This window comes from Mesorhizobium sp. WSM4898, from assembly GCF_029625845.1.
Lineage (GTDB): Bacteria > Pseudomonadota > Alphaproteobacteria > Rhizobiales > Rhizobiaceae > Mesorhizobium.
The window spans coordinates 967,176-987,428 of sequence record NZ_JARTVQ010000001.1 but is presented as its reverse complement, the minus strand read 5'-3'; the positions used below and the strand labels follow the sequence as shown (position 1 = coordinate 987,428).

Sequence of the window (20,253 nt, the reverse complement as noted above, 5' to 3'; positions counted from 1 at the left end):
AGGTCTGGCGACGCCCTCAGGCGGCAATCGCATCGGCAACCGCGTCCTTGAGCGCCTTGGCAAGGTCCGTCTTCTCCCAGGAGAAGGAACCGTCCCGGCCGGCCTTGCGGCCGAAATGGCCATAGGACGAGGTTTTCGCGTAGATCGGCTTGTTGAGGTCGAGATGACGGCGGATGCCGGAAGGCGAGAGGTCCATCACCTTGCGCAGCGCCTCCTCGAGCCTGGCCTCGTCGACCCTGCCGGTGCCGTGCAGGTCAACATAGACCGACAGGGGCTGGGCGACGCCGATGGCGTAGGAAAGCTGGATGGTGCAGCGGTCGGCGAGCTTGGCCGCTACCACGTTCTTGGCGAGATAGCGCGCCGCATAAGCAGCCGAACGGTCGACCTTGGTGGTATCCTTGCCGGAGAAGGCGCCGCCGCCATGGGGCGCAGCACCGCCATAGGTATCGACGATGATCTTGCGGCCGGTGAGGCCGGCATCGCCGTCGGGCCCGCCGATCACGAACTTGCCGGTCGGGTTGATGTACCAGTTGCAGTCGTCGGCGACCTTGAGTTCGCCAAGCGCCTCGCGGACGTAAGGCTCGACGACATTGCGGACCTTCTTCGAATCCCAGCTCGAGTCGAGGTGCTGGGTGGAAAGCACGATCTGCGTCACTTCCGCCGCCTTGCCGTTGGCATAGCGCACGGTGACCTGGCTCTTGGCGTCCGGGCCGAGCTTGGCGGCCTCGCCGTTGCCTTCGTGGCGCGCGGCGGCAAGCAATTCGAGGATCTTGTGACTGTAGTAGATCGGCGCCGGCATCAGGTCCGGCGTCTCGCGGCAAGCATAGCCGAACATGATGCCCTGGTCGCCGGCGCCTTCCTCGCCCTGGCGGTCGGCGGCATTGTCGACGCCCTGGCCAATGTCCGGCGACTGGCCGTGCAGCAGCACCTCGATCTTGGCCGTCCTCCAATGGAAGCCGGCTTGCTCGTAGCCGATCTCACGGATGGCCCTGCGGGCGACCGATTTGAACTTGGTCGGATTGACGACCGGGTGGCCCGCCGCATCCTTGAGGATGTTGCCTGCCTTGTCCTTCTTCAGCAGCGTCTCGGGAACCCTGACCTCGCCGGCGATGACGACGCGGTTGGTGGTGGCCAGCGTCTCGCAGGCAACGCGCACCTTCCACGGGTCCATGCCCGTCTTCCTGGCCTCGCGATAGACGAGATCGACGATCTCGTCGGAGATACGGTCACAGACTTTGTCGGGATGGCCTTCGGAGACGGATTCCGAGGTGAAGAGATAGTTCTGCCGCGTCACGGGTGTCCCCTCTTGAAAAGGATCGGCAAGGCTGCCGATTTTGGCGCGCCACGTGTTAGCGGTGCCGGGCGCCGCTCGTCAAGCGGCGCGACAGATCTGGCATGACTATCGGCACAATCAACTTGTGCCACCGGCGGCAGGGCACCGCCGGCGACATGAGCCTGGATTCACTCGGCGTCGTCCGGCGAAAGGGACTTCACAAGATCGATAATCCGGCGCCGCACCTTGACGTCGGGAATCTTGACGAAGGCACGATTGAGCTGAAGCCCTTCCGGGCTGCCGCAGAATTCGATCGCGAAAGTCATCGAGGCATCCTCGGCAAATCCCCGATTGCCGGCGACGGCCTCCTGACCCGGGGCGTCCTCGAAGAAGAAGGCGACAGGGACGCTCAGGATGGAGGCGATTGCCTGCAGGCGGCTGGCGCCGACCCTGTTGGTCCCCTTTTCGTACTTCTGTATCTGCTGAAACGTGATGCCGAGATTTTCACCCAGCTTTTCCTGGCTCATTCCAAGCATATTGCGACGCAGCCGAATACGACTGCCGACATGAATGTCGATCGGATTCGGCTTCTTCTTGTTCTCTTCTGTCATTTTTTCCTCGCCGAATTTTTCCGGCTTTTTCTATTTTTGCCGCCCAAACGAAACCGGAGCCACCTGCCCCAACAGACCCCTCCAACCGACTTCGAGAAAATTTTAGGCGTTACAGTATGAGTTTCTAATGTGCCGACTGTCAATTCACCCGTAGCCGCTGCCTTACATTCAATGTGAGGGCCGCGAGGGCAAACAGCAACATGATCAGCAATCCGTTAATTCGCCGCTGATCGGCGGTTAGCAGGGCGCGCCCGGAAACCGGCACATGGGCGTCGATGGCGCCGCGCGCATCGACTGCCAGGGCATCGACGATGCGCCCACGCGAATCGACAACGGCGGAGATGCCGTTGTTGGCCGCACGCAACAAAGGCACTCCATTCTCCACCGCACGAATCTGCGCCTGCCTGAAGTGCTGGTAAGGGCCTGGCGTGTCGCCAAACCAGGCGTCGTTGGTGACGTTCACAATAAGCTCGGATGACGCTGCATCGATTGCAACGAGGTCAGGAAAGATGACCTCGTAACAGATGAACGGAACCGCGCGCAGGCCGTTCGGCACCGCGATCGGATGGCGTTCGTTGCCGGCGGCGAAATTCATCGGTCCGGCAACGAGCTGACCTATGCCGAAACGCTCGAACAGGCCGGCAAAAGGCAGATATTCGCCGAACGGCACCAGATGCACCTTGTCGACAGCATCGACGATCTCGCCCTTGTCGTTGATCGCCACCACGGAGTTGTAATAACGGCTGCCGGCATTGCCTGCGCCACCCTCCTCGCGCACCACGCCGGCAATCAGCATCTGGCCGTCGCCCAGCATATCCCCCAAGGCCGTCAGCGCGTCCGGACGCTCCGTGAACAGGAACGGCACGGACGTTTCCGGCCACAGGATCAGTTGCGGCTTGGCATGGCCTTGCTCCGGTGCCTTCGCCGAAATCCCCATCAGCGTGGCGAAGATGCGGTCGCGCACCGAGGCATCCCATTTCTCGGTGAGGTCGACGGCGGGCTGAACGATGCGCACGTCGATCGAGCGGGTGGCCGGCGGGGCTGGGACGGCAAGCCTGAAATAGCCGAAGCCGACGTGAGCGGCAACGAGAGCGACGAACAAGGCCAAGCCCAGCCTGAGATGCCGGCGCGCCGCGACAAGCGCCGGCAGGGAAAAGACAAAAACGGCGAGCGCGTTCATGCCGATCATGCCCGTCACCGACACGCTTTGCATCAGGAGGGGCACCGGCATTGCGGCATAGCCGACGGCATTCCAGGGAAAGCCGGTGAACAGGAAATCGCGCAGCCATTCCGCAAGGCCGAAGCCGAAGGCAAGTGCGGCGATGCGGCCGATATCACTGCTCCAGCAAAGCCGCGCCACGAGCGTCGCAAAACCATAGAAGAAGGCGAGCCCAAAGGGGATGCCGACGACGGCGAAGGGCAGCGCCCAGGCGAAGCTGTCGGCCTCGACAAGAAGGGCCTGGCCGATCCACCAGAGGCCGGCGAGGAAATAGCCGAAGCCGAACCACCATCCGATGGCGAAAGCCGGGCGAAGGCGACGCAGCCAGCCGTCGGAGGCTTCACCGGTGGCGCCGTCGAGCAGCCAGACAAGCACCGGAAACGAGACGAAACAGACGGCGAAGAAATCGTAAGGCGCCTGGGCGAGAACCGCGAGCGCTCCCGCGACAAACGCTACCAGCGACCGCCGCCACCCCCACAGCAGAATTATCCGGCCGGCAAAGCGCTGCATTCAACTTTCCAAGTCGCGCGAATCAGGCAGCCAGAGATTTAACAGGCCGAGCCGGATGCTCCAAACACGAGTAAGCGCAACCAAATTCACGGTCGCGCTAACAGTGCCACCCTTCAATGCTGAGGCCGCTCAGTCGCTCGGCCTCCTCTTTGGGCATAATGCGCACGGTCTGTGTGAAGGTCCAGACATGGCCTTCTGGATCGCGGGCTCGATATTGCCGTTCGCCGTAGAAGCGATCGATGGGCTCCTCAACGATTTCTGCCCCCGCGGCGCGCGCTTTCTCGCAATGGGCGCCGAGGTCTTCCCTCAATCGGATATAAACCGACTGCGTGTTCTTGCCGCCGACAGAGGCGGGGCTGGCAATATGCGCGGCCCATTCGCCATCGACGATGATATAGCCGTCGCCGAACCGCATTTCGGCATGAACAAGTCGCCCGTCGCTGTCGCTCGCCAGCATGCTCGGCTCGAAGCCGAACGCCGCCTGAAGCCAGGCCAAAGCCGCGCGGGGATCTTGATAGAAGACGCCGGAGCCGAGGACAGCGTGCTTGAACGGGTCGTCGATCGGCATGAGCGAATATCAGGCCTGCTCGGTGCGCGCCGCGCGGCGGCGCTGCCGTTCGCCCTTCGGGCTCTGCACGATGCGCACCCGCTTGACGCGGCGCGGATCGGCGTCGAGCACATGGAATTCGAAGCCCGGTATGGCCTGCACCACTTCGCCACGGGCCGGAACCCGGCCGAGCGTGTTGAAGATCATGCCGCCGATAGTGTCGACATATTCGCCGTGCTCGCCGGCGGCGAAATCCTCGCCGATCATCTTGGCGACCTCGTCGATCTCGGCCTTGCCGTCGACCACGAACACGCCCTCTCCGATCCGGGTGATCATCGGCTCGTCGTCGTCGTGCTCGTCCTCGATGTCGCCGACCACCATCTCGACGATGTCTTCCAGCGAGGCGAGGCCGTCGGTGCCGCCATATTCGTCGATGACCAGCGCCATCTGGGTCCGCGTCGTCTGCATGCGCCCCATCAGGTCGGAAGCAAGCATCGATGGCGGCACGAACAGCACCGGACGGATCAGGTCGAGATCGCCGATGGTGCGGGCGAGATCGACCTGGGCCAGATCGAGGATGGTCGGCGCCTGGGTCTTCCTGTTCGCCCGGCCCTTCTTGACGCGGGCGACCTTGGTAATGTGGGCAAGAACGTCGCGTATGTGGACCATGCCGCGCGGATCGTCGAGCGTTTCGGAATAGACCGGCATGCGGGAATGACCGGACTGTTCGAAGAGGCCAAGCAGATCGCCAAGCGAGGTGGTGATCTCGACCGCCTCGATATCGGCACGCGGCACCATGACGTCCTCGACGCGCACTTCGCGCAGCCGCAGGATGTTGTTGAGCATCGCACGTTCGCCGGGCGAGAAGGATTCGGCATCGGTGGCCGTCTCGGCCAGCGCGTCGGCGATCTCCTCGCGCAGGTTGGTGCCGTTGCGGTGCCTGAACAGGCCTAGCACGCGATCGAAGAGAGAAGGACCGGCATGCGGAGGCTCGGCGGCCACGCTGCCGGTCGGAATACTCGGACTGGAGCCCTCTTCCGATTTTTCGGAAGGCTTGGCCGCACTGCCGGCGTCCGGACGGGCGGCAGTTTCTGGTTTATCGTTCATCGCCATCAGGTCAATTGGTCTTTTTTGTTACGCGTAGGGATCGGGAATGGCAAGCCTCGCAAGCGCCGCGCGCTCGATCGCTTCCATCTCCTCGGCCTCGGCGTCGGTCTCGTGATCATGGCCCAGAAGATGCAGCAGGCCATGGATGACGAGATGGGTGATATGGTTCGCCAGCGGCTTGTCTTCCAGTGCGGCCTCACGCGCAACGGTCTCGGAAGCAAGCACGATGTCGCCCAACATCGGCGGCAGCTCGGCGCCTTTCGGAACGGAAAAAGCTGGGAAAGACAGCACGTTGGTCGGCTTGTCCTTGCCGCGCCATTCGGCGTTGAGAGTGCGGATATGGGCGTCGTCGGAAAAAACGACGCTGAGCTCCGAAGCGCCGCTCGCGCCGGTTTCGGCAAAGGCGGCAGCGACGGCCTGATCGACCAGGTGCGCCAGCTCGGCCTCAGGGGGCCAGTCGCCGGCCTCGACGAAAATATCGATGTCGACCGGCGTCTTGCCGCTGGATCCCGGATTTTCAGCCATGGGGCTTGGATCAGCTCTCGGCGCCGAGGCCCCTGGCGAACTTGCCGTCCCGGTCATAGGCCTTGACGATCTCGGCAACCAGTGGATGGCGCACGACATCGCCCTCGTTGAAGCGGACCGTGACTATGCCCGGCACGCCGTCGAGGATGCGCAGCGCCTCGACCAGGCCCGACTTGGTGTTGGGCGGCAGGTCGATCTGGGTCGGATCGCCGGTGACGATCATGCGCGAGTTCTCGCCGAGACGGGTGAGGAACATCTTCATCTGCATCGGCGTGGTGTTCTGCGCCTCGTCGAGGATCACCGCGGCATGCGCCAGCGTGCGGCCGCGCATGAAGGCTAAAGGCGCGATCTCGATGACCTCGGCGGCGATCGCCCGCTCGACCTTGTCGGCCGGCATCATGTCGTATAGCGCGTCGTAGAGGGGCCGCAGATAGGGGTCGACCTTCTCCTTCATGTCGCCGGGCAGGAAGCCGAGCCGCTCGCCGGCTTCGACCGCCGGGCGCGACAGCACGATGCGCTCGACCATGCCGCGCTCGAGCAGCATCGCCGCATGGGCCACCGCCAGATAGGTCTTGCCGGTGCCGGCCGGGCCGATGCCGAAGACCATTTCGGAGCGCTCCAGCGCGCGCATATAGGCGTCCTGGTTGAGCGAGCGGGCATAGATCGTGCGCTTGCGCGTGGCGATCTGGGCGGCCGAAACCTTGCCCTTGCGCTCCATAGTGGGCAGCGTCAGCTGGTCGTCGGCGGCGATCGCCATGCGCACGGCGCCGTCGACGTCGGACTGGCCGATATCGACGCCCTTCTGCAGAATGCCATAGAGCGTGTCGAGCGCGCGGCGCGCCTGCTCGGCGGCCGAAGCCGTGCCCTTGATCGCAAGCTGGTTACCGCGCGAACGGATGTCGACGCCGAGCTTCTGCTCGAGACGGGCCAGATTCTCGTCGAACTGGCCGTATAGGGCGCTGGCAAGCTTGTTGTTGTCGAAGGTCAGTACGATGTGCGCCATGTCGGAGGCCCCGGATGCCTGGTTCTGGGGCGGATTCTTCAGTTCAGCAGCGCTCAACCGTCTCTCCTCATCTGCCGAGGCTTGTGGCTATGCATGTCGTTGTCCCGAAACCGCGAGCACTTTTTGGGCGACATGCATCAGGCCAACTCGGCGAACAGGCTGTTGGGACCTGTCTTCGTGATTCGTACGTCGATAATGTCACCGATTCCGCCGGCCTTGTCGTCAACAATAACAAGCTGCAGCCAGGGCGAGCGGCCGACGATCTGACCGGCATGGCGGCCGGGCTTCTCGATCAGCGTGCTGACGGTGCTGCCGACCAGGCTGGCGATGAATGCCTTCTGCTGCTCGTTGACCAGCGCCTGCAGGCGCTGCAGCCGCTCGTCCTTCACGGCTTCCGACACATGGCCGTCCATCTCGGCGCCCGGCGTGCCGGGACGCGGCGAATATTTGAACGTGAAGGCCGAAGCGTAATTCACCTCGCGCACCAGTTCGAGCGTTGCCTCGAAATCCGCTTCCGTCTCGCCGGGGAAGCCGACGATGAAGTCGCCGGACATGGCGATATCGCCGCGGGCGGCGCGGATGCGATCGATGAGGGCCAGATAATCGCGTGCCGTATGCCTGCGGTTCATCGCCTTCAGTATCCGGTCGGAGCCAGACTGCACTGGTAAATGCAGATAGGGCATCAAGGCCGGCAGGTCACGGTGCGCGGCGATCAATTCATCATCCATGTCGCGCGGATGGCTGGTGGTGTAGCGCAGCCGCGCCAGGCCGGGAATTTTCGCCAGGCGGAAGAGCAGGCGGCCGAGGCCCCATTCCTCGCTGTTTTCGCCCTCGCCGTGCCAGGCGTTGACGTTCTGACCGAGCAGCGTCACCTCGCGCACGCCAGCCTCGGCGAGGCGCTCGGCCTCGGCGACGATCTGGGCCACCGGCCGCGAGACTTCGGAGCCGCGCGTATAGGGCACGACGCAGAAGGTGCAGAACTTGTCGCAGCCCTCCTGAACGGTAAGGAAAGCGGTGACGCCGCGCTTTGCCAGCTCGGCGCGCTTCGGCTGCGGCAGATGCTCGAATTTGTCCTCAATGGCGTAGTCGGTCTCGACGATCTTCTCGCCGCCGCGTACCCTCGCCAGCACGTCGGGCAGCCGGTGATAGGTCTGAGGGCCGATGACGAGATCGACGGCCGGCGCACGGCGTATGATTTCCGCCCCTTCGGCCTGCGCCACGCAGCCGGCGACGCCGATCAGCAGCTCACGGCCGGCCTCGGCGCGCTCGGCCTTCATGTCGCGGATGCGGCCAAGCTCCGAATAGACTTTTTCGGCTGCCTTCTCGCGGATGTGGCAGGTGTTGAGCAGCACCAGATCGGCGTCTTCGACGGCGTCGGTGGCGACATAGCCGTCGGCCGCCAGCGCATCGGTCATACGCTGGGAATCGTAGACATTCATCTGGCAGCCATAAGTCTTGACGAAGACTTTTTTCGCCGCCCCGGCATGCACCGGCTCGCGCTCAGGCGCGGTGCCGATGTCGTGGCTTTCAATCGTGTTCAATTCCATCGGGCGGCTTCTAACGCCTTTCCGCGACAAAAAACAGCCGATTCCGGCAGGCTACGGCGCCGCGCGTCGGTTTTTCAAGCTATGCGCTGACGACTGGGACGCGGCTCGGCGAGCGCAGCCTGCATCATCTCGCGCACCCTGGCTTCCATCAATCTTGCCGTTTCCTTGCGGTTTGAACCCTTGGAGAAGGGCACCGGATCACCGAAATGCACTTCGGCATCGAGCGAGCCTTCGGCAAGCAAACCCTTCAAATGCGGCATCAGGTCCTGGTCGCCGATCCAGGCGGCGATCGGCCGGTGACGGCGGCCCATCGGCACGCCATGCAGGCGCGTATAGGCGATCGCCACCGGCTGGATAAACACTTGGTCCGCCGCCCCTTCCGAAATCGCCATCGAGGCGGCACCGAACAAGGTGCTCTTGAACGGCAGCACCAGATTGCCGTCGCCGGTCGAACCCTCGGCGAACAGCACCATCGCATCGCCCTTGGCCATGCGTTTGGCGATCTCGCTCGCCTGGTCGCCGGAGGTGCGTTTGCGCTCGCGCTCGATGAAGACGGTGCGCTGCAGCTTGGACAGCATGCCGATCATCGGCCAGCCTTCCATGTCGGCCCTGGCGATGAACTTCACATCGACAAAGGAACCGAGCACCATGATGTCGGTCCAGGAGATGTGGTTGGCCGCGATGAGCAAGGGGCGCTCCTTCGAGAGCGCGCCTTTGACGTGCACGCGCATGCCGAGCGCCTTGAGGATCATGCTGTGCCAGATTTTGAGGACCACCGTCTCCGGCCAAAGCCTCGTCTTCATCGACAGGAGCTGCAGCGGCGCCAGCACCAGCGTGCCGGCGGCGACGAGGCCGAACGCCAGGAAAATCCGCAATTTCTTGATCATTCGCTCCGGCCCTATCCCACGGTCTGGCTAGCGAAGATCGCGGCGCATGACAAGCGCGCCGGTCGGGCCGTGCTCGGTCGACCGGTAGTAGTTCGGACGCTGGCCGACCTGACGGAAGCCGAGCCGGCGATAGAGCGCGATGGCCGGCGTATTGGTCTCGTCGACCTCGAGGAACAGCGCCTCGGCGCGCTGCGCATGCAATTCGCGCAGCACCGCATCGATCAATTGCCAGCCAAGCCCCTGGCGCCGATGGGCGCGAGCCACCGCGACCGTAAGGATCTCGCCCTCGCCTGCCGCGAGCCGCGCCAGCACGAAACCGACCGGCGGCTTCGCACCCTGCCCGGTCTCGCGCGCGGCGTAACCGAACACGGTGTCCTGTTCGAGCAGTGCCGCGAACTCGCCATCGGTCCAGGGGCGAACGAAATCCTCGCGATGCAGCACCGCAACGGCGGCGCTGTCGGCCACCGTCAGCGGTTCCAGCGCATAATCCCTGCGGCGCGGCTGAAAGAAAGGGATGCGCATCAGGATTTTTTTCCCTTTGGTGCATGATCTTCTCCAGAACCCGGCTTCCCGGATTCATGGTTCCGCCTTGGCAGAATGAAACCGGCCTGCGGCTTGGCGTCGGCGCCGCGCAGATAGAGCGGCTTCGGCTTTGCGCCTGGCCCTTTCGCGGCGGCCAGTCGGGCATAGGTCGCGATGTCGGCTGTGGCTACGGCCGGCCCGGTGTCGAAGTCCGGCCCGGCCGCTGCCGCAATCAGCGGCGCGGCGGTGCCGGTGAGGACCGCTTTCGCATCGACTGCCATTCCGGTCGCTTGGGAAAGCGTGGCCACCGTTGGTCCGTAAGTCAGAACTAACGCTTCATCGAAAAGTGCCGCATGGAGTTCCTCGCGGCCGGCGTCGAGCGCCGCCAGCACGGCACGGCCGGGAAAGGCATTCGCGGCTTCCGCCGCCAACGCTTCCAGCGTTGTCACGCCGATAGCCGGGATTTTCAGCACCAGGGCCAAGCCGCGCGCGGTCGAGACGCCGACGCGCAGGCCGGTGAAGGAACCGGGGCCGATGGAGACGGCTACAGCGTCCAAGCCTTGATAGCCGATCCCGCTGGCCTTCAATGCCGCCTCGATGACGGCCATCAGATGCTCGGCATGCCCTTTGCCGAGGTCGAGCACCTGGCGGCCAAGCTCGATGCCAGCGTCAGCGTCGTGGACGCAGGCGGCGCAGAGATTGGCGGCGCAGTCGATGGCGAGCAGCTTCATAGGGCCGGTTAACCAACTGGATCGAAACACATTCCCTGTGCCCGGCATGGCCCGCCGCCGCAAGGGCCACGCCGCATAAATGTTATGCGGCTTGGCTTTAGCGCGACATCAGGAAGCTGGCCTTGACAGCGATCAGCCCGCAGCCGCGATGCGCAGCACGTGGTTGTCCCAGACATAATCGGGTTCGGCGCGCGTCCCGCCCGCACCGCCGACGATCTCGCCAGCGCCGGTCGTTGCCATGAAGTCGGCGCCGTCCGGCGCGAGACCGCAAACTTCGACCAGCGACTTCGTCGCGATAACGCGTCCGCTGGCGGCATCGATGACGGCCAGCGAATTACCCTCCGGCGAGGTCACGGCGACGGTGCCGGCATCGGGATTGGCGGCAACCGAGCCGATATAGTTGCGGAAGCCCGACAGCACGTCCTGCGGCATTTCCAAAAGCTCGAGCTGCTTGCCGCGCGCGGCGCGGCCGACCAGCGCCGGCCGGTCGATCGCCGGCCCGCGATACTGACAGCCGAACCAGACGGTGCCGGTCCGGTCGCGGTCCATGTGACGGATCGACAGCTGATGCAGCGCCGGCGGCAATTCGTGCTTTTCGATCAGGTCGCCAGTGATGCGGTCGACCAGCGCGTAGGACGGCTTCATCGTTGCGATGTTGAGCTCGGCGCGGCCGAAATTCGGATGCGTTTCGATGCCGCCATTGGCGATGGCGAGCGCCCTGCCGTCGCCGAGCAGCAGCAGTTCGTGCGGACCCGTGCCGTAGGTCGGGAACTCGCCGACGCGGCTGAACTTCGCCCGCGCGTCATAGACGCCGACGACGCCGGCGGCGTTGTCGAAATCATTTTCCGTTGCATAGAGCAGCGCGCCGTCGGGCGAGAACACGCCGTGACCGAAGAAGTGCCGGCCGGCAATGCTGGCGATGATCAAAGGCTTCTCGCGGCCGGTGTGGTCGAAGACCATCGCGAAGGTGCCGGGCTGGCGGGCGAAGACGACCGAGCGTTTCGACACCGGATCGAACGCGACGTCGTGGCCACGGTCGGGCAGATCGAGCGTGTGCAGGATCTTGCCGGCCTCGGAGAGCACGGCGGCGCCGAAGCTGCCGTCGCGCCTGACGAAGGCCGTGGCGAAGACGGCGTCCGTTGCAAGCGTCTCCGCCCAGGCGCGCGGCGCCATCGCGGCGGCGAAGCCGGCGCCTGCGGCACGCAGAAAGTCGCGGCGATCGATGAGCGGCGTCGTCACGGCGTCAATCACCATCCAGCGACGAAAAGCCGGCGGTCAGGCCAAACTCGGCGGTCATCCTGGTGCCGATCAGGGTCGAGAGGCTGGAGGTGATCAGCGCGAGATGCTCGAGCTTGTCGCGTAGCGCCGGATCGGCGAGCGCCTTGTCGATCGGGCCGCTAACAGACTTCGCCGTCGCCACGCCGTTGGTCAGCTGGATGTGGATGGATTCGGCCATCCACCGCGCATCGGCGGGCAGCGCACCGCCAAGCTTCGAGGCCTGAAACAGCTTGTCGATGCCGGACAGATTTCCGGCCAGCGAATTCAGCGTGTTCTGCGAACGCCAGTAGATCGCCTGCTTCGGCTTGTCAGCATCGGGCTTCGCGCCAAGAAAACCCTTGAGCCGCACGTCGCGGATCATTTCCAGCTCATTGATGAAAACGCCGACCAGTTCCGTGACCGCTTCGGTGCCATCACGATAGAGCGGGTTCTTCGGCCCCGGATTGGCCCAGAGCGAGGCAAAACCATCGGGCTTGCTCCATGCTTCGCGGACCTCGCCGGCGATCGCCTGGATGTTGCTGGCCACCGCCGCCCCGTAGGCGCAGCGATAGGGATCGTCCTTACTGGCAAGCGTTTCGGCACCATCGCCGAACAGCACATATTCCAACGCACCGAGGCCCTGCATGGCAACGCTCTTTCGCGCGAGTTGCGCCGGATCGTCGGCGGATGGATCCTTGGCAACGAGGGTCGACTGCACCTGCCTCAATCCGATGCTCTTGCGGTCCGGCCAGTACAGCATGCGCTCCAGCCGGTTGTTTTCCTTGATGGGCCCGAAGGCGATGATCTCGGCCACCGACCAGGCTTCGACTGTGGCGGAAAACTCGGTACGCGCCGCGTCGAGATTTTGCTGGGACGGCGCATTGCAGAGCTGGCGCATCGCCTGGGTCAGGGTCCCGGCATGATCGTCGAGGCTGGCGTAGGCCGGGCGGACGAAGCCGTCGATCGCGCGTCCGATAAGATCGGAAGCTTTGACCGCGGCCTGGGTCGGCAAGGCCGCGGCCAGCAAGAAAGGAAGGGCAAGCGCGGCGGCACGTCGGTTAAACATCAGAGCGACTCCAGGAATTTGATCAGCGCATCGCGGTCGGCCGCAGCTGCGCCGGCAAAGCGGTCGCGCGCCTTCTGGCCCTCGCCGCCATGCCACAGGATCGCCTCTTCGAGCGTCCGCGCGCGGCCGTCATGCAGATAGAAGCTGTTGCCATTGACCGTGGCGGTCAGGCCGATGCCCCAGAGCGGCGGCGTGCGCCATGCGCTGCCGCTCGCTTCCCCCACGCGCTGCCCGTCGGCGAGACCCTCGCCCATGTCGTGCAGCAGGAAATCGGAATAGGGCCAGATCAGTTGGAAGGCTTGCGCCTTGTTGGGCATGCCGCGCATGGTGACGAATTTCGGCGTGTGGCAGGAAATGCAGCCCATCTCGTAGAACTGCTTCTTGCCGGAAAGAACCTCCGGCTTGTCGAGGTCGCGCCGCGCCGGCACAGCGAGGTTCTGCGAATAGAAGGTGACGAGGTCCATGACCGGGGGCGGCGCTTCCGCCGCGCCCAGGCGCTCTTGGACGCCATTCGGCAGGGTAAGGCACGCCTTCTCAGCCTCGGTGCAATCGCCCCAATGCTTCGGCACTTCAGGCGTCGAGATGCCGATATCGCCGGCAAAGGCATCGGCGGCCTGCTGCCGGATCGATGCGGCCTGAGCTTTCCAGCCGAAGCGGCCCAAAGTTATCGCGCCGCTCAACTCCTCGCGAACTATGTTCGGCCGGCCGGAGATGCCGTCGCTGTCGCGGTCATGCGGATCGGCAAGGGCAAGGATGTCGGCCGGGGCGATCTCCTCGATCAGTCCGAGCCCGATCATTGGCGGCGTCAGGCGCGGCGACAACGTCGTGCGCGGGTCGAGCGGGCCATATCCCAGATTCTCGACCGAGTAGCGGGGCTTGCGCAGCAAAACGACGGCACCGTCGCCCAGCGTGACCTTCTCTTCCGAATAGTCGATGCGCATGTGGCCTTCACCCTTGAGGCCGGGAACGGCCAGATCCTGCAATTGCGAGCCATAGACAGGATCGGGGAAATTCGGCAGCTTGTGGTCGGCAAGTTCGGCTCTCTCCTCGGCATTGCTTGCATCGCGCGCCAGCCGCAAGAACATCGAGGTCGAGCCTGTGCCGCTTCCCGGCGGACGGCCGCGACCATCCTTCAGATGGCAGTTCTGGCATGCGCGTTCGTTGAACAGCGGCCCGAGCCCGTCGGACGCTTGGGTCGATGACGGCGACGACACCCAGTTCTTGCGAAACAGCGCATTGCCGAGCTTGAAGGTCCCTTCCTCCTCAAAGGTGATGTTGGCGGAAGGCTGCGAGAAGGCGTCGCGGTTGACGTCCTTCCTCGACGTGCCGGCGCCGCCCTGCATCAGCTCGAACGGTTCGGGCTTTGTAAAGTCGGTCGTAGGCTTGGTGACCGCCAACACCCGCGCCTGATCCTCCGGCGTCAGATCTGTGCGGCTCGTCGGCAGACCCGCCGGCTCGCCCGCCATGGCGGGAGCAGAAAGCGTGATTGCCAGCAGGAGCGTGGCACCGCGCCAGATCCGGTATCGCGGGTTCCTCGGGAGCAGCAGGCCGGCTATCTCGGCCCGCCATGAGCGGCGCGAAAAATCTATCGGGCGCCGCATTTCCGCATGTCCTTACTCCGCCTCGTTGGCCGAGTCGGCGTTGAGCTGGCCGTACTTTTCCTCGCCGATCGAGGCGAGCAGGTCGAGCTGACTCTCCAGGAAGTCGATGTGGCCTTCCTCGTCCGTCAGCAGATCCTCGAACAGTTTCATCGACACGTAGTCGCCCGCATCCTGGCAAATCTCGCGCGAGCGCTTGTAGGAGGTGCGCGCGTCATATTCGCCGGCGAGATCGGATTCGAGCACTTCCTTTACATTCTGGCCGATACGCAACGGCGCGACCGACTGCAGGTTCGGATGGCCTTCGAGGAAGATGATGCGGGCAACCAGCCGGTCGGCGTGATGCATTTCTTCGATCGATTCCGCCCGCTCCTTCTTCGCCAGCTTGGTGTAGCCCCAGTCTTCGAGCAGACGATAATGGACCCAGTACTGATTGACGGCACCAAGCTCCAGAAACAGCGCTTCGTTAAGCCGCTCGATGACCTGCGGTTCGCCTTTCATGGGTTCTGCTCCCGAATTGGCCGCGCAGTCCTCTGACGCGGTCCAGGTGTGAAACGATATCCGCGCCGCTCCCCTCTGAACGGGCGTGGTAATTCTCGGTGACCCGAATGATCGTTTCCACCACATTTGGAAAGCAGCCGCAACAGCGGCCGCGCTTGCGCATGGCATGATAGACCTTGGCCGGCACGATAAGCTGCCAGGGATCTTCATCCAGCAGACCGATGATCGTCTGCTCGATCTCCTTCTCGGTGATGATGTTGCAATGGCAGATCAGCATTCACTTGCTCTGGCTGGCGGCACTGTTCTGGCGCCGTTTGGCTTGTTTCTCAATTGAGCATGATCTTGTCCAAAAACCGGCTTCCACTTTTTGGGATCATGCTCGGGTGCTACTTGAACACCTTGTCCGGAGCATCAAGGCTGTCGGAGCCCTCGAACGCGATGGCATTGAGCTTGAGTGAGCCGACCGCGCGTTCGATCGACTTGGTCTGGTCGATCAGCGCGTCGATCGCCGCCTGCACCGTGGCGTTGCCTTCCGCATTGCCCTCGGCGATCTGCTGGTCATAGGCCTCGCCGGCCAGCGCCCGCGCCTTGATCGCTTCCATCTTGGCGACCGAAGTATCGAGCTTGTCCGACAGTTCCTTGTCGATCGCCGGATCGGCCACCTTCATCATGTCCGACACCGACGGGCCGGAAACCACGGTGCCGTCGAGACGCGTATAGTTGGCGTGATAGGCGGCGCGGATGCCGATCGCATCATAGAGATGCGAGTTGTAGGTGTTGTCCGAGAAGCAGTCCTGCTCCTCCTCCGGATCGTGCAGCAAAAGGCCGAGCTTCATGCGCTCGCCGGCCAGTTCACCATAGGAGAGCGATCCGATGCCGGTGAGGATGGTGGAGATGCCGGAATTCGGCTCGCCATCGACGAGGGTCTTGCGCGCGGCGCCGTCTTCCTTCCAGTTGTTGACCATCTCCTGCAGGTCGGAGACCAGAAGGTCGCTTGCCGACTTCAGATATTCCGCGCGGCGGTCGCAATTGCCGCCAGTGCAGTTCTTGAGATCGTAGTCGGTGTACGGGCGCTCGCCGGCGCCTGGACCGGTGCCGTGCAAATCCTGGCCCCAAAGCAGGAATTCGATGGCGTGATAGCCGGTCGCGACATTGGCCTCGACGCCGCCGGCTTCCTGCAGCGTGCCTGACAGGAACTCCGGCGTCAGCTTCGAGGCGTCGACCTTCTTGCCGTTGATCTCGATCTCCTTGTTCGCAATGACGTTCGCCGTATAGAGCGAGTTCTCGTCCGACTCGGTGCCGTAGCTCTTGGCGACATAGTCGATCAGGCCTTCGTCCAGCGGCCAGGAATTCACCTTGCCTTCCCAGTCGTCGACGATCTTGTTGCCGAAGCGGTAGACCTCGGTCTGCTGGTAAGGCACGCGCGCCGCCTTCCAGGCGTCGCGGGCAGCGTTGAGCGTCTCTGCCGAGGGCTTGGCGAGAAGCGCGTCGACGGCCTTGTCGAGCGCCTCAGCCGTGATCAGCGAATCCTCGTATTTGGCGAGCGCGATGTCGGCATAGGTCTTGATCACCGCCTTCGCATCGGTTTCGGCCTTCGCCGGCAGCACGAACACGGCCGCCGTCAGCGCCGCGGTGGCGCCGATCGCGGCAAGCCTGGTGCCCCAACGTAGCGCAATAGTTCGCGGCGTGATTATCGCTTTCATCAATCCCATCTCCTCAGAAATTCAATGACATAGGCATGCGGCCGCCGGCGCGCGGCGCCAGCGCAAGCACGAATGACCGGAAAGGCAAAGTTGCCGCGCAATGGCGCGGCCAATCAGCAAAAGACACCGAAATGCCTCCAATCGAAAGGGTTCAAGGCCCAGACATCAAAGGAATGCGCCAGCGGCGCAGCCCTCCATAAAGCGGCGGAGCGGCTGGAAGTCAACTGGCGGTACAGAGAAAATTCAATTGAAACAACAGTTTAGAATTATTCTAAACTGGAATTATCAACTTTAAGGCGGCGCATGCGGCGGATATCCGGATTGACAGGCGGCCATCCTGGGTGCGACCCGGACCACGGCTCTTGCGGCGGCGGCAGACAATCGCCACTTGGCGGAAGATCCTAGATTTGAAGGCAAAAAGGGCTGCGATGAAGAACGGGGTGGTCATTGTCGGTGCGGGTCATGCGGGCGTGCAGGCGGCCGCTAGCCTGCGTGAGGAAGGCTATGACGGGCCTGTCATCCTGATCGGCGACGAGAACGAGCCGCCCTATCACAAGCCGCCGCTGTCCAAGACCTTCATCAAGGATGCCGACGCCAAGCCGCAGCCTTTGCGCGGCGAGGCCTTCTATTCCGGCAATGCCATCGACTACCGGCCGGGCGTTTGGATCGACAGGATCGATGGTGGCGAGCGCAGGCTGGACGTTTCCGGCGGCGGCACAATTGCCTTCGACCGGCTGGTGCTGGCCACCGGCTCGCGGCCGCGCCTCCTCAAGCTCGATGGCGCGGAGCTCGCCGGCGTGGTGTCGCTGCGCTCGCTGGCCGATGCGCGGCTGATCCGCGAGTTGAGCGCGCAGAGCGAAGAGGTCGTCATCCTCGGCGGCGGCTTCATCGGCCTCGAAATCGCAGCGACGCTGAGGGCCGCCGGCCGCAGGGTCACCGTCGTCGAGGCGCTCGACAGGCTTCTCGGCCGCGCCGTGGCGCCGGCAATCGCGGCGCATGTGCGCCAGCGACTGGAGGCGATGCGCGTGCGCGTGCTCACCGGCACCACGGTTGCCCGTCTGGAAGGCGAAGGCGGCCGCGTTTCGGCCGCTATCACGTCAAGCGGCGAGCGCCTGCCGGCGCAATTGGTGATTATCGGCATCGGCGTGGTGCCCAATGTCGAGCTGGCCGAAGCCGCCGGCATCGCGATCGCCAACGGCATCCGCGTCGACCAGCATATGCAGAGCTCGATCCCGGAAATCCTCGCCGTCGGCGATGCCGCCTCCTACCGGCATTGGTTCACCGGCGGCGACGTGCGGCTGGAATCGGTGCAGAACGCCACCGACCAGGCGCGGCTTGCCGCGCGCACCATCGTCGGCCATGCCGAACCCTTCGCGGCCGTGCCTTGGTTCTGGTCGGATATCGGCGACATGAAGCTGCAGATGGTCGGCCTGACGCAAGGCGGCGACAGCCATGTCGTGCTGGGCGAGCCGGCCGAGAACAGGTTCTCGATCTACCACTATGCCGGCAACCGGCTGCTGGGCATCGAATCCGTCAACCGCCCGGCCGACCACATGCTCGGCCGCAAGATGCTCGGCGCCGGCTTCTCGCCCGCGCCTCACACCGTGGCAGCCGGGCCGGATGCGCTGAAGGCGGCGCTTGCGGCCTTCAGCCAGGACGAGCCGGCAAGGGCCAGCGCGTAGAGATTGCCAATTTTTGCCATCAGCCTTACATTGGTTGAATGAGCACGATGAATATCTCACTGCCCGACAGCTTGAAGCATTTCGTCGATCAGCAGGTGACGGAACGCGGCTACGGCACGAGCAGCGAATATGTGCGTGAATTGATTCGCCACGATCAGGATCGTCAGCGTTTGCGCGGTCTGCTTCTTGAAGGCGCTTCGTCCGCGCCAGGCGCTCCTGTCGGTGACGACTATTTCGCGGCGCTGCGCAAGCGAGCGCTGGGCCAATAATTGGTTGCCGTAAAGGCGTTTATTCCTCGTGCCCTTGCCTTGCGGGATATCGAGGACACTGTCGATTATTATGCACGCGAAGCTGGTTCGCACGTGGCGCTAGCCTATGTCGAGGATCTTCAAACTGCCTACAAAGCGATAGCCAACCATCCTGCGTCGGGCTCGCTGAGATATAGCTATGCGATTGGACTACCCGGTCTGCGCAGTGTGCAATTGAAGCGCTATCCGTACCTGATTTTCTATGTCGAACAGGCCGATCATATCGATGTGTGGCGGGTCCTGCACGCCAAAATGGATATTCCAGCCTGGTTACAGAATCCGAACTCCTGACGGCGAGTTGCCGCACCGGCCTGGGCCGCCAGGAGAATCATTCGCACTGTCCGCCCCTTAGGCCGCCCGCGCCTCGCGGATCGAGGTCTCCAATATATCCAGCGCCTCCGTCATGACGCCGTCCTGGATGGTGATTGGCGACAGGAAGCGGATGACGTTGCCGTAGACGCCGCAGGTGAGCAGGATGAGGCCCCTGTCGAGCGCCTTCAGCCGCACCGCATTGGCTAATTCCGCCGAGGGCAGGCCGTTCTTCACATCATTGAACTCGACGGCGTTCATGAAGCCCGGGCCGCGGATGTCGACGATCTCCGGCACGTCCTCGCGGATCGACGCCAGCCGCTGCTTCAGCCTGGCGCCGAGCGCGTTGGCGCGCTCGCACAGTTTTTCTTCCTCGATGACGTCGAGCACGGCATGCGCCGCGGCGACGCCGATCGGGCTGCCGCCATAGGTGCCGCCGAGCCCGCCCGGTCCAGGCGCGTCCATGATCTCGGCGCGGCCGGTGACGGCCGACAGCGGGAACCCGCCGGCGAGGCTCTTGGCCATGGTGGTGAGATCCGGCGCCACGTCATGGTGCTCCATCGCGAACATCTTGCCGGTGCGGGCAAAGCCGGTCTGCACCTCGTCGGCGACAAGAAGGATGCCGTGCTGGTCGCAGGTCTTGCGCAGTGCCGTCATGAAATCGCGCGGCGCCTCGTAGAAGCCGCCCTCGCCCTGCACCGGCTCGACGATGATGGCCGCGACCCTGGCCGGATCGACATCGGCCTTGAACAGCTTGTCGAGCGCTGCAAGCGAATCCGCGACCGACACGCCGTGCAGCGCGACCGGGAACGGCGCATGGAAGACATCGGCCGGCATGGCGCCGAAGCCAACCTTGTAAGGCACGACCTTGCCGGTCAGCGCCATGCCCATGAAGGTGCGGCCGTGGAAGCCGCCGGAAAAGGCGATGACCGCCTGGCGACCGGTGGCGTTGCGCGCGATCTTGATGGCGTTCTCGACCGCCTCGGCGCCGGTGGTGACGAAGACGGTCCTCTTGTCGAACTTGCCGGGCAGCATGCCGTTCAGGCGCTCGGCGAGGCGCACATAGCTCTCGTAAGGAACGACCTGATGGCAAGTGTGGGTGAAGCGGTCGAGCTGCGCCTTGACCGCCTCGATCACTTTCGGATGGCGGTGACCCGTGTTGACCACCGCAATGCCCGACGAGAAGTCGATGTATCGGCGGCCCTCGACGTCCCAGATTTCCGAATTCTCGGCACGATCGGCGTAGATCTGCGTGGTCATGCCGACGCCGCGCGAGATCGACTGGTTCTTGCGTTCGGAAATGGCTGAATTCTTCATCTCACACCTCATCGGGCAGGCGCCCGCTCC

Annotated in this window: 22 protein-coding genes; 4 read left to right on the top strand and 18 right to left on the bottom strand. The window is 63.9% G+C overall.

What is annotated here, in order from left to right:
* Window positions 1–16: 16 nt before the first annotated feature.
* The 17 genes from metK to P9228_RS04705 all read right to left on the bottom strand — a co-directional run bounded on the left by metK (window position 17) and on the right by P9228_RS04705 (window position 16,607).
* Window positions 17–1,294 (bottom strand): methionine adenosyltransferase, encoded by a 1,278-nt coding sequence (gene metK / locus P9228_RS04785; protein WP_095799322.1) that lies wholly within the window; start codon window positions 1,292–1,294, stop codon window positions 17–19.
* 167 nt (window positions 1,295–1,461) lie between these two features.
* Window positions 1,462–1,884, bottom strand: a complete 423-nt coding sequence (locus tag P9228_RS04780; RefSeq protein WP_066996325.1) for a helix-turn-helix transcriptional regulator — start codon at window positions 1,882–1,884, stop codon at window positions 1,462–1,464.
* 139 nt (window positions 1,885–2,023) lie between these two features.
* A complete protein-coding gene (lnt, locus tag P9228_RS04775; protein WP_066996322.1) occupies window positions 2,024–3,613 on the bottom strand; it encodes an apolipoprotein N-acyltransferase in 1,590 nt (529 codons plus the stop codon).
* 97 nt (window positions 3,614–3,710) lie between these two features.
* Window positions 3,711–4,181 carry a VOC family protein gene (locus tag P9228_RS04770; protein ID WP_278052536.1) on the bottom strand — a complete coding sequence of 157 codons (471 nt, stop codon included), beginning with the start codon at window positions 4,179–4,181 and terminating at the stop codon, window positions 3,711–3,713.
* A gap of 9 nt (window positions 4,182–4,190) precedes the next feature.
* Window positions 4,191–5,267, bottom strand: a complete 1,077-nt coding sequence (locus tag P9228_RS04765) for a hemolysin family protein (protein WP_067324766.1) — start codon at window positions 5,265–5,267, stop codon at window positions 4,191–4,193.
* A gap of 27 nt (window positions 5,268–5,294) precedes the next feature.
* Window positions 5,295–5,792 carry an rRNA maturation RNase YbeY gene (ybeY, locus tag P9228_RS04760; protein ID WP_066996319.1) on the bottom strand — a complete coding sequence of 166 codons (498 nt, stop codon included), beginning with the start codon at window positions 5,790–5,792 and terminating at the stop codon, window positions 5,295–5,297.
* A 10-nt stretch (window positions 5,793–5,802) separates the two neighbouring features.
* Window positions 5,803–6,795, bottom strand: coding sequence for a PhoH family protein (locus P9228_RS04755; RefSeq protein WP_245299624.1), 993 nt, complete (start codon window positions 6,793–6,795; stop codon window positions 5,803–5,805).
* 137 nt (window positions 6,796–6,932) lie between these two features.
* Window positions 6,933–8,342, bottom strand: coding sequence for a tRNA (N6-isopentenyl adenosine(37)-C2)-methylthiotransferase MiaB (gene miaB, locus P9228_RS04750; protein WP_278052535.1), 1,410 nt, complete (start codon window positions 8,340–8,342; stop codon window positions 6,933–6,935).
* Between the two features lie 74 nt (window positions 8,343–8,416).
* Window positions 8,417–9,229 carry a lysophospholipid acyltransferase family protein gene (locus P9228_RS04745; protein ID WP_067324513.1) on the bottom strand — a complete coding sequence of 271 codons (813 nt, stop codon included), beginning with the start codon at window positions 9,227–9,229 and terminating at the stop codon, window positions 8,417–8,419.
* A gap of 27 nt (window positions 9,230–9,256) precedes the next feature.
* Window positions 9,257–9,751 (bottom strand): ribosomal protein S18-alanine N-acetyltransferase, encoded by a 495-nt coding sequence (gene rimI, locus P9228_RS04740; protein ID WP_095777510.1) that lies wholly within the window; start codon window positions 9,749–9,751, stop codon window positions 9,257–9,259.
* On the bottom strand, window positions 9,751–10,482 hold the full coding sequence (gene tsaB, locus P9228_RS04735; RefSeq protein ID WP_278052534.1) for a tRNA (adenosine(37)-N6)-threonylcarbamoyltransferase complex dimerization subunit type 1 TsaB: 732 nt from the start codon (window positions 10,480–10,482) through the stop codon (window positions 9,751–9,753). The genes rimI and tsaB overlap by 1 nt, the downstream gene beginning before the upstream one ends.
* Before the next feature lie 132 nt (window positions 10,483–10,614).
* The gene (locus P9228_RS04730; RefSeq protein WP_278052533.1) at window positions 10,615–11,721 is read right to left on the bottom strand and encodes a DUF1513 domain-containing protein; all 1,107 of its coding nucleotides are present in this window, start codon (window positions 11,719–11,721) and stop codon (window positions 10,615–10,617) included.
* A gap of 4 nt (window positions 11,722–11,725) precedes the next feature.
* Window positions 11,726–12,805, bottom strand: coding sequence for an imelysin family protein (locus P9228_RS04725; protein ID WP_082953862.1), 1,080 nt, complete (start codon window positions 12,803–12,805; stop codon window positions 11,726–11,728).
* Window positions 12,805–14,406 carry a di-heme oxidoredictase family protein gene (locus P9228_RS04720; RefSeq protein WP_278052532.1) on the bottom strand — a complete coding sequence of 534 codons (1,602 nt, stop codon included), beginning with the start codon at window positions 14,404–14,406 and terminating at the stop codon, window positions 12,805–12,807. The genes P9228_RS04725 and P9228_RS04720 overlap by 1 nt, the downstream gene beginning before the upstream one ends.
* Before the next feature lie 12 nt (window positions 14,407–14,418).
* A complete protein-coding gene (gene bfr, locus P9228_RS04715; protein ID WP_067324504.1) occupies window positions 14,419–14,904 on the bottom strand; it encodes a bacterioferritin in 486 nt (161 codons plus the stop codon).
* Window positions 14,870–15,181: a (2Fe-2S)-binding protein gene (locus tag P9228_RS04710; protein ID WP_066996295.1), complete on the bottom strand. Its 312-nt coding sequence runs from the start codon at window positions 15,179–15,181 to the stop codon at window positions 14,870–14,872. Before P9228_RS04710 ends, bfr begins: the two co-directional genes overlap by 35 nt.
* A gap of 109 nt (window positions 15,182–15,290) precedes the next feature.
* Entirely contained in the window at window positions 15,291–16,607 is a 1,317-nt protein-coding gene (locus P9228_RS04705) for an imelysin family protein (RefSeq protein ID WP_278052531.1), read from the bottom strand.
* A gap of 72 nt (window positions 16,608–16,679) precedes the next feature.
* On the opposite strand from P9228_RS04705, the gene P9228_RS04700 reads away from it, so the two are divergent.
* The 4 genes from P9228_RS04700 (at window position 16,680) to P9228_RS04685 (ending at window position 18,888) form a co-directional block, all read left to right on the top strand.
* A complete protein-coding gene (locus P9228_RS04700) occupies window positions 16,680–16,871 on the top strand; it encodes a hypothetical protein (protein ID WP_127214990.1) in 192 nt (63 codons plus the stop codon).
* A 164-nt stretch (window positions 16,872–17,035) separates the two neighbouring features.
* Entirely contained in the window at window positions 17,036–18,289 is a 1,254-nt protein-coding gene (locus P9228_RS04695) for an FAD-dependent oxidoreductase (RefSeq protein WP_278052885.1), read from the top strand.
* 38 nt (window positions 18,290–18,327) lie between these two features.
* Entirely contained in the window at window positions 18,328–18,558 is a 231-nt protein-coding gene (locus P9228_RS04690; RefSeq protein ID WP_067324498.1) for a type II toxin-antitoxin system ParD family antitoxin, read from the top strand.
* The gene (locus P9228_RS04685; protein WP_278052530.1) at window positions 18,559–18,888 is read left to right on the top strand and encodes a type II toxin-antitoxin system RelE/ParE family toxin; all 330 of its coding nucleotides are present in this window, start codon (window positions 18,559–18,561) and stop codon (window positions 18,886–18,888) included.
* A 57-nt stretch (window positions 18,889–18,945) separates the two neighbouring features.
* Here P9228_RS04685 and P9228_RS04680 read toward each other — a convergent pair whose 3' ends face one another.
* On the bottom strand, window positions 18,946–20,223 hold the full coding sequence (locus P9228_RS04680) for a 4-aminobutyrate--2-oxoglutarate transaminase (protein ID WP_278052529.1): 1,278 nt from the start codon (window positions 20,221–20,223) through the stop codon (window positions 18,946–18,948).
* Window positions 20,224–20,253 lie beyond the last annotated feature (30 nt).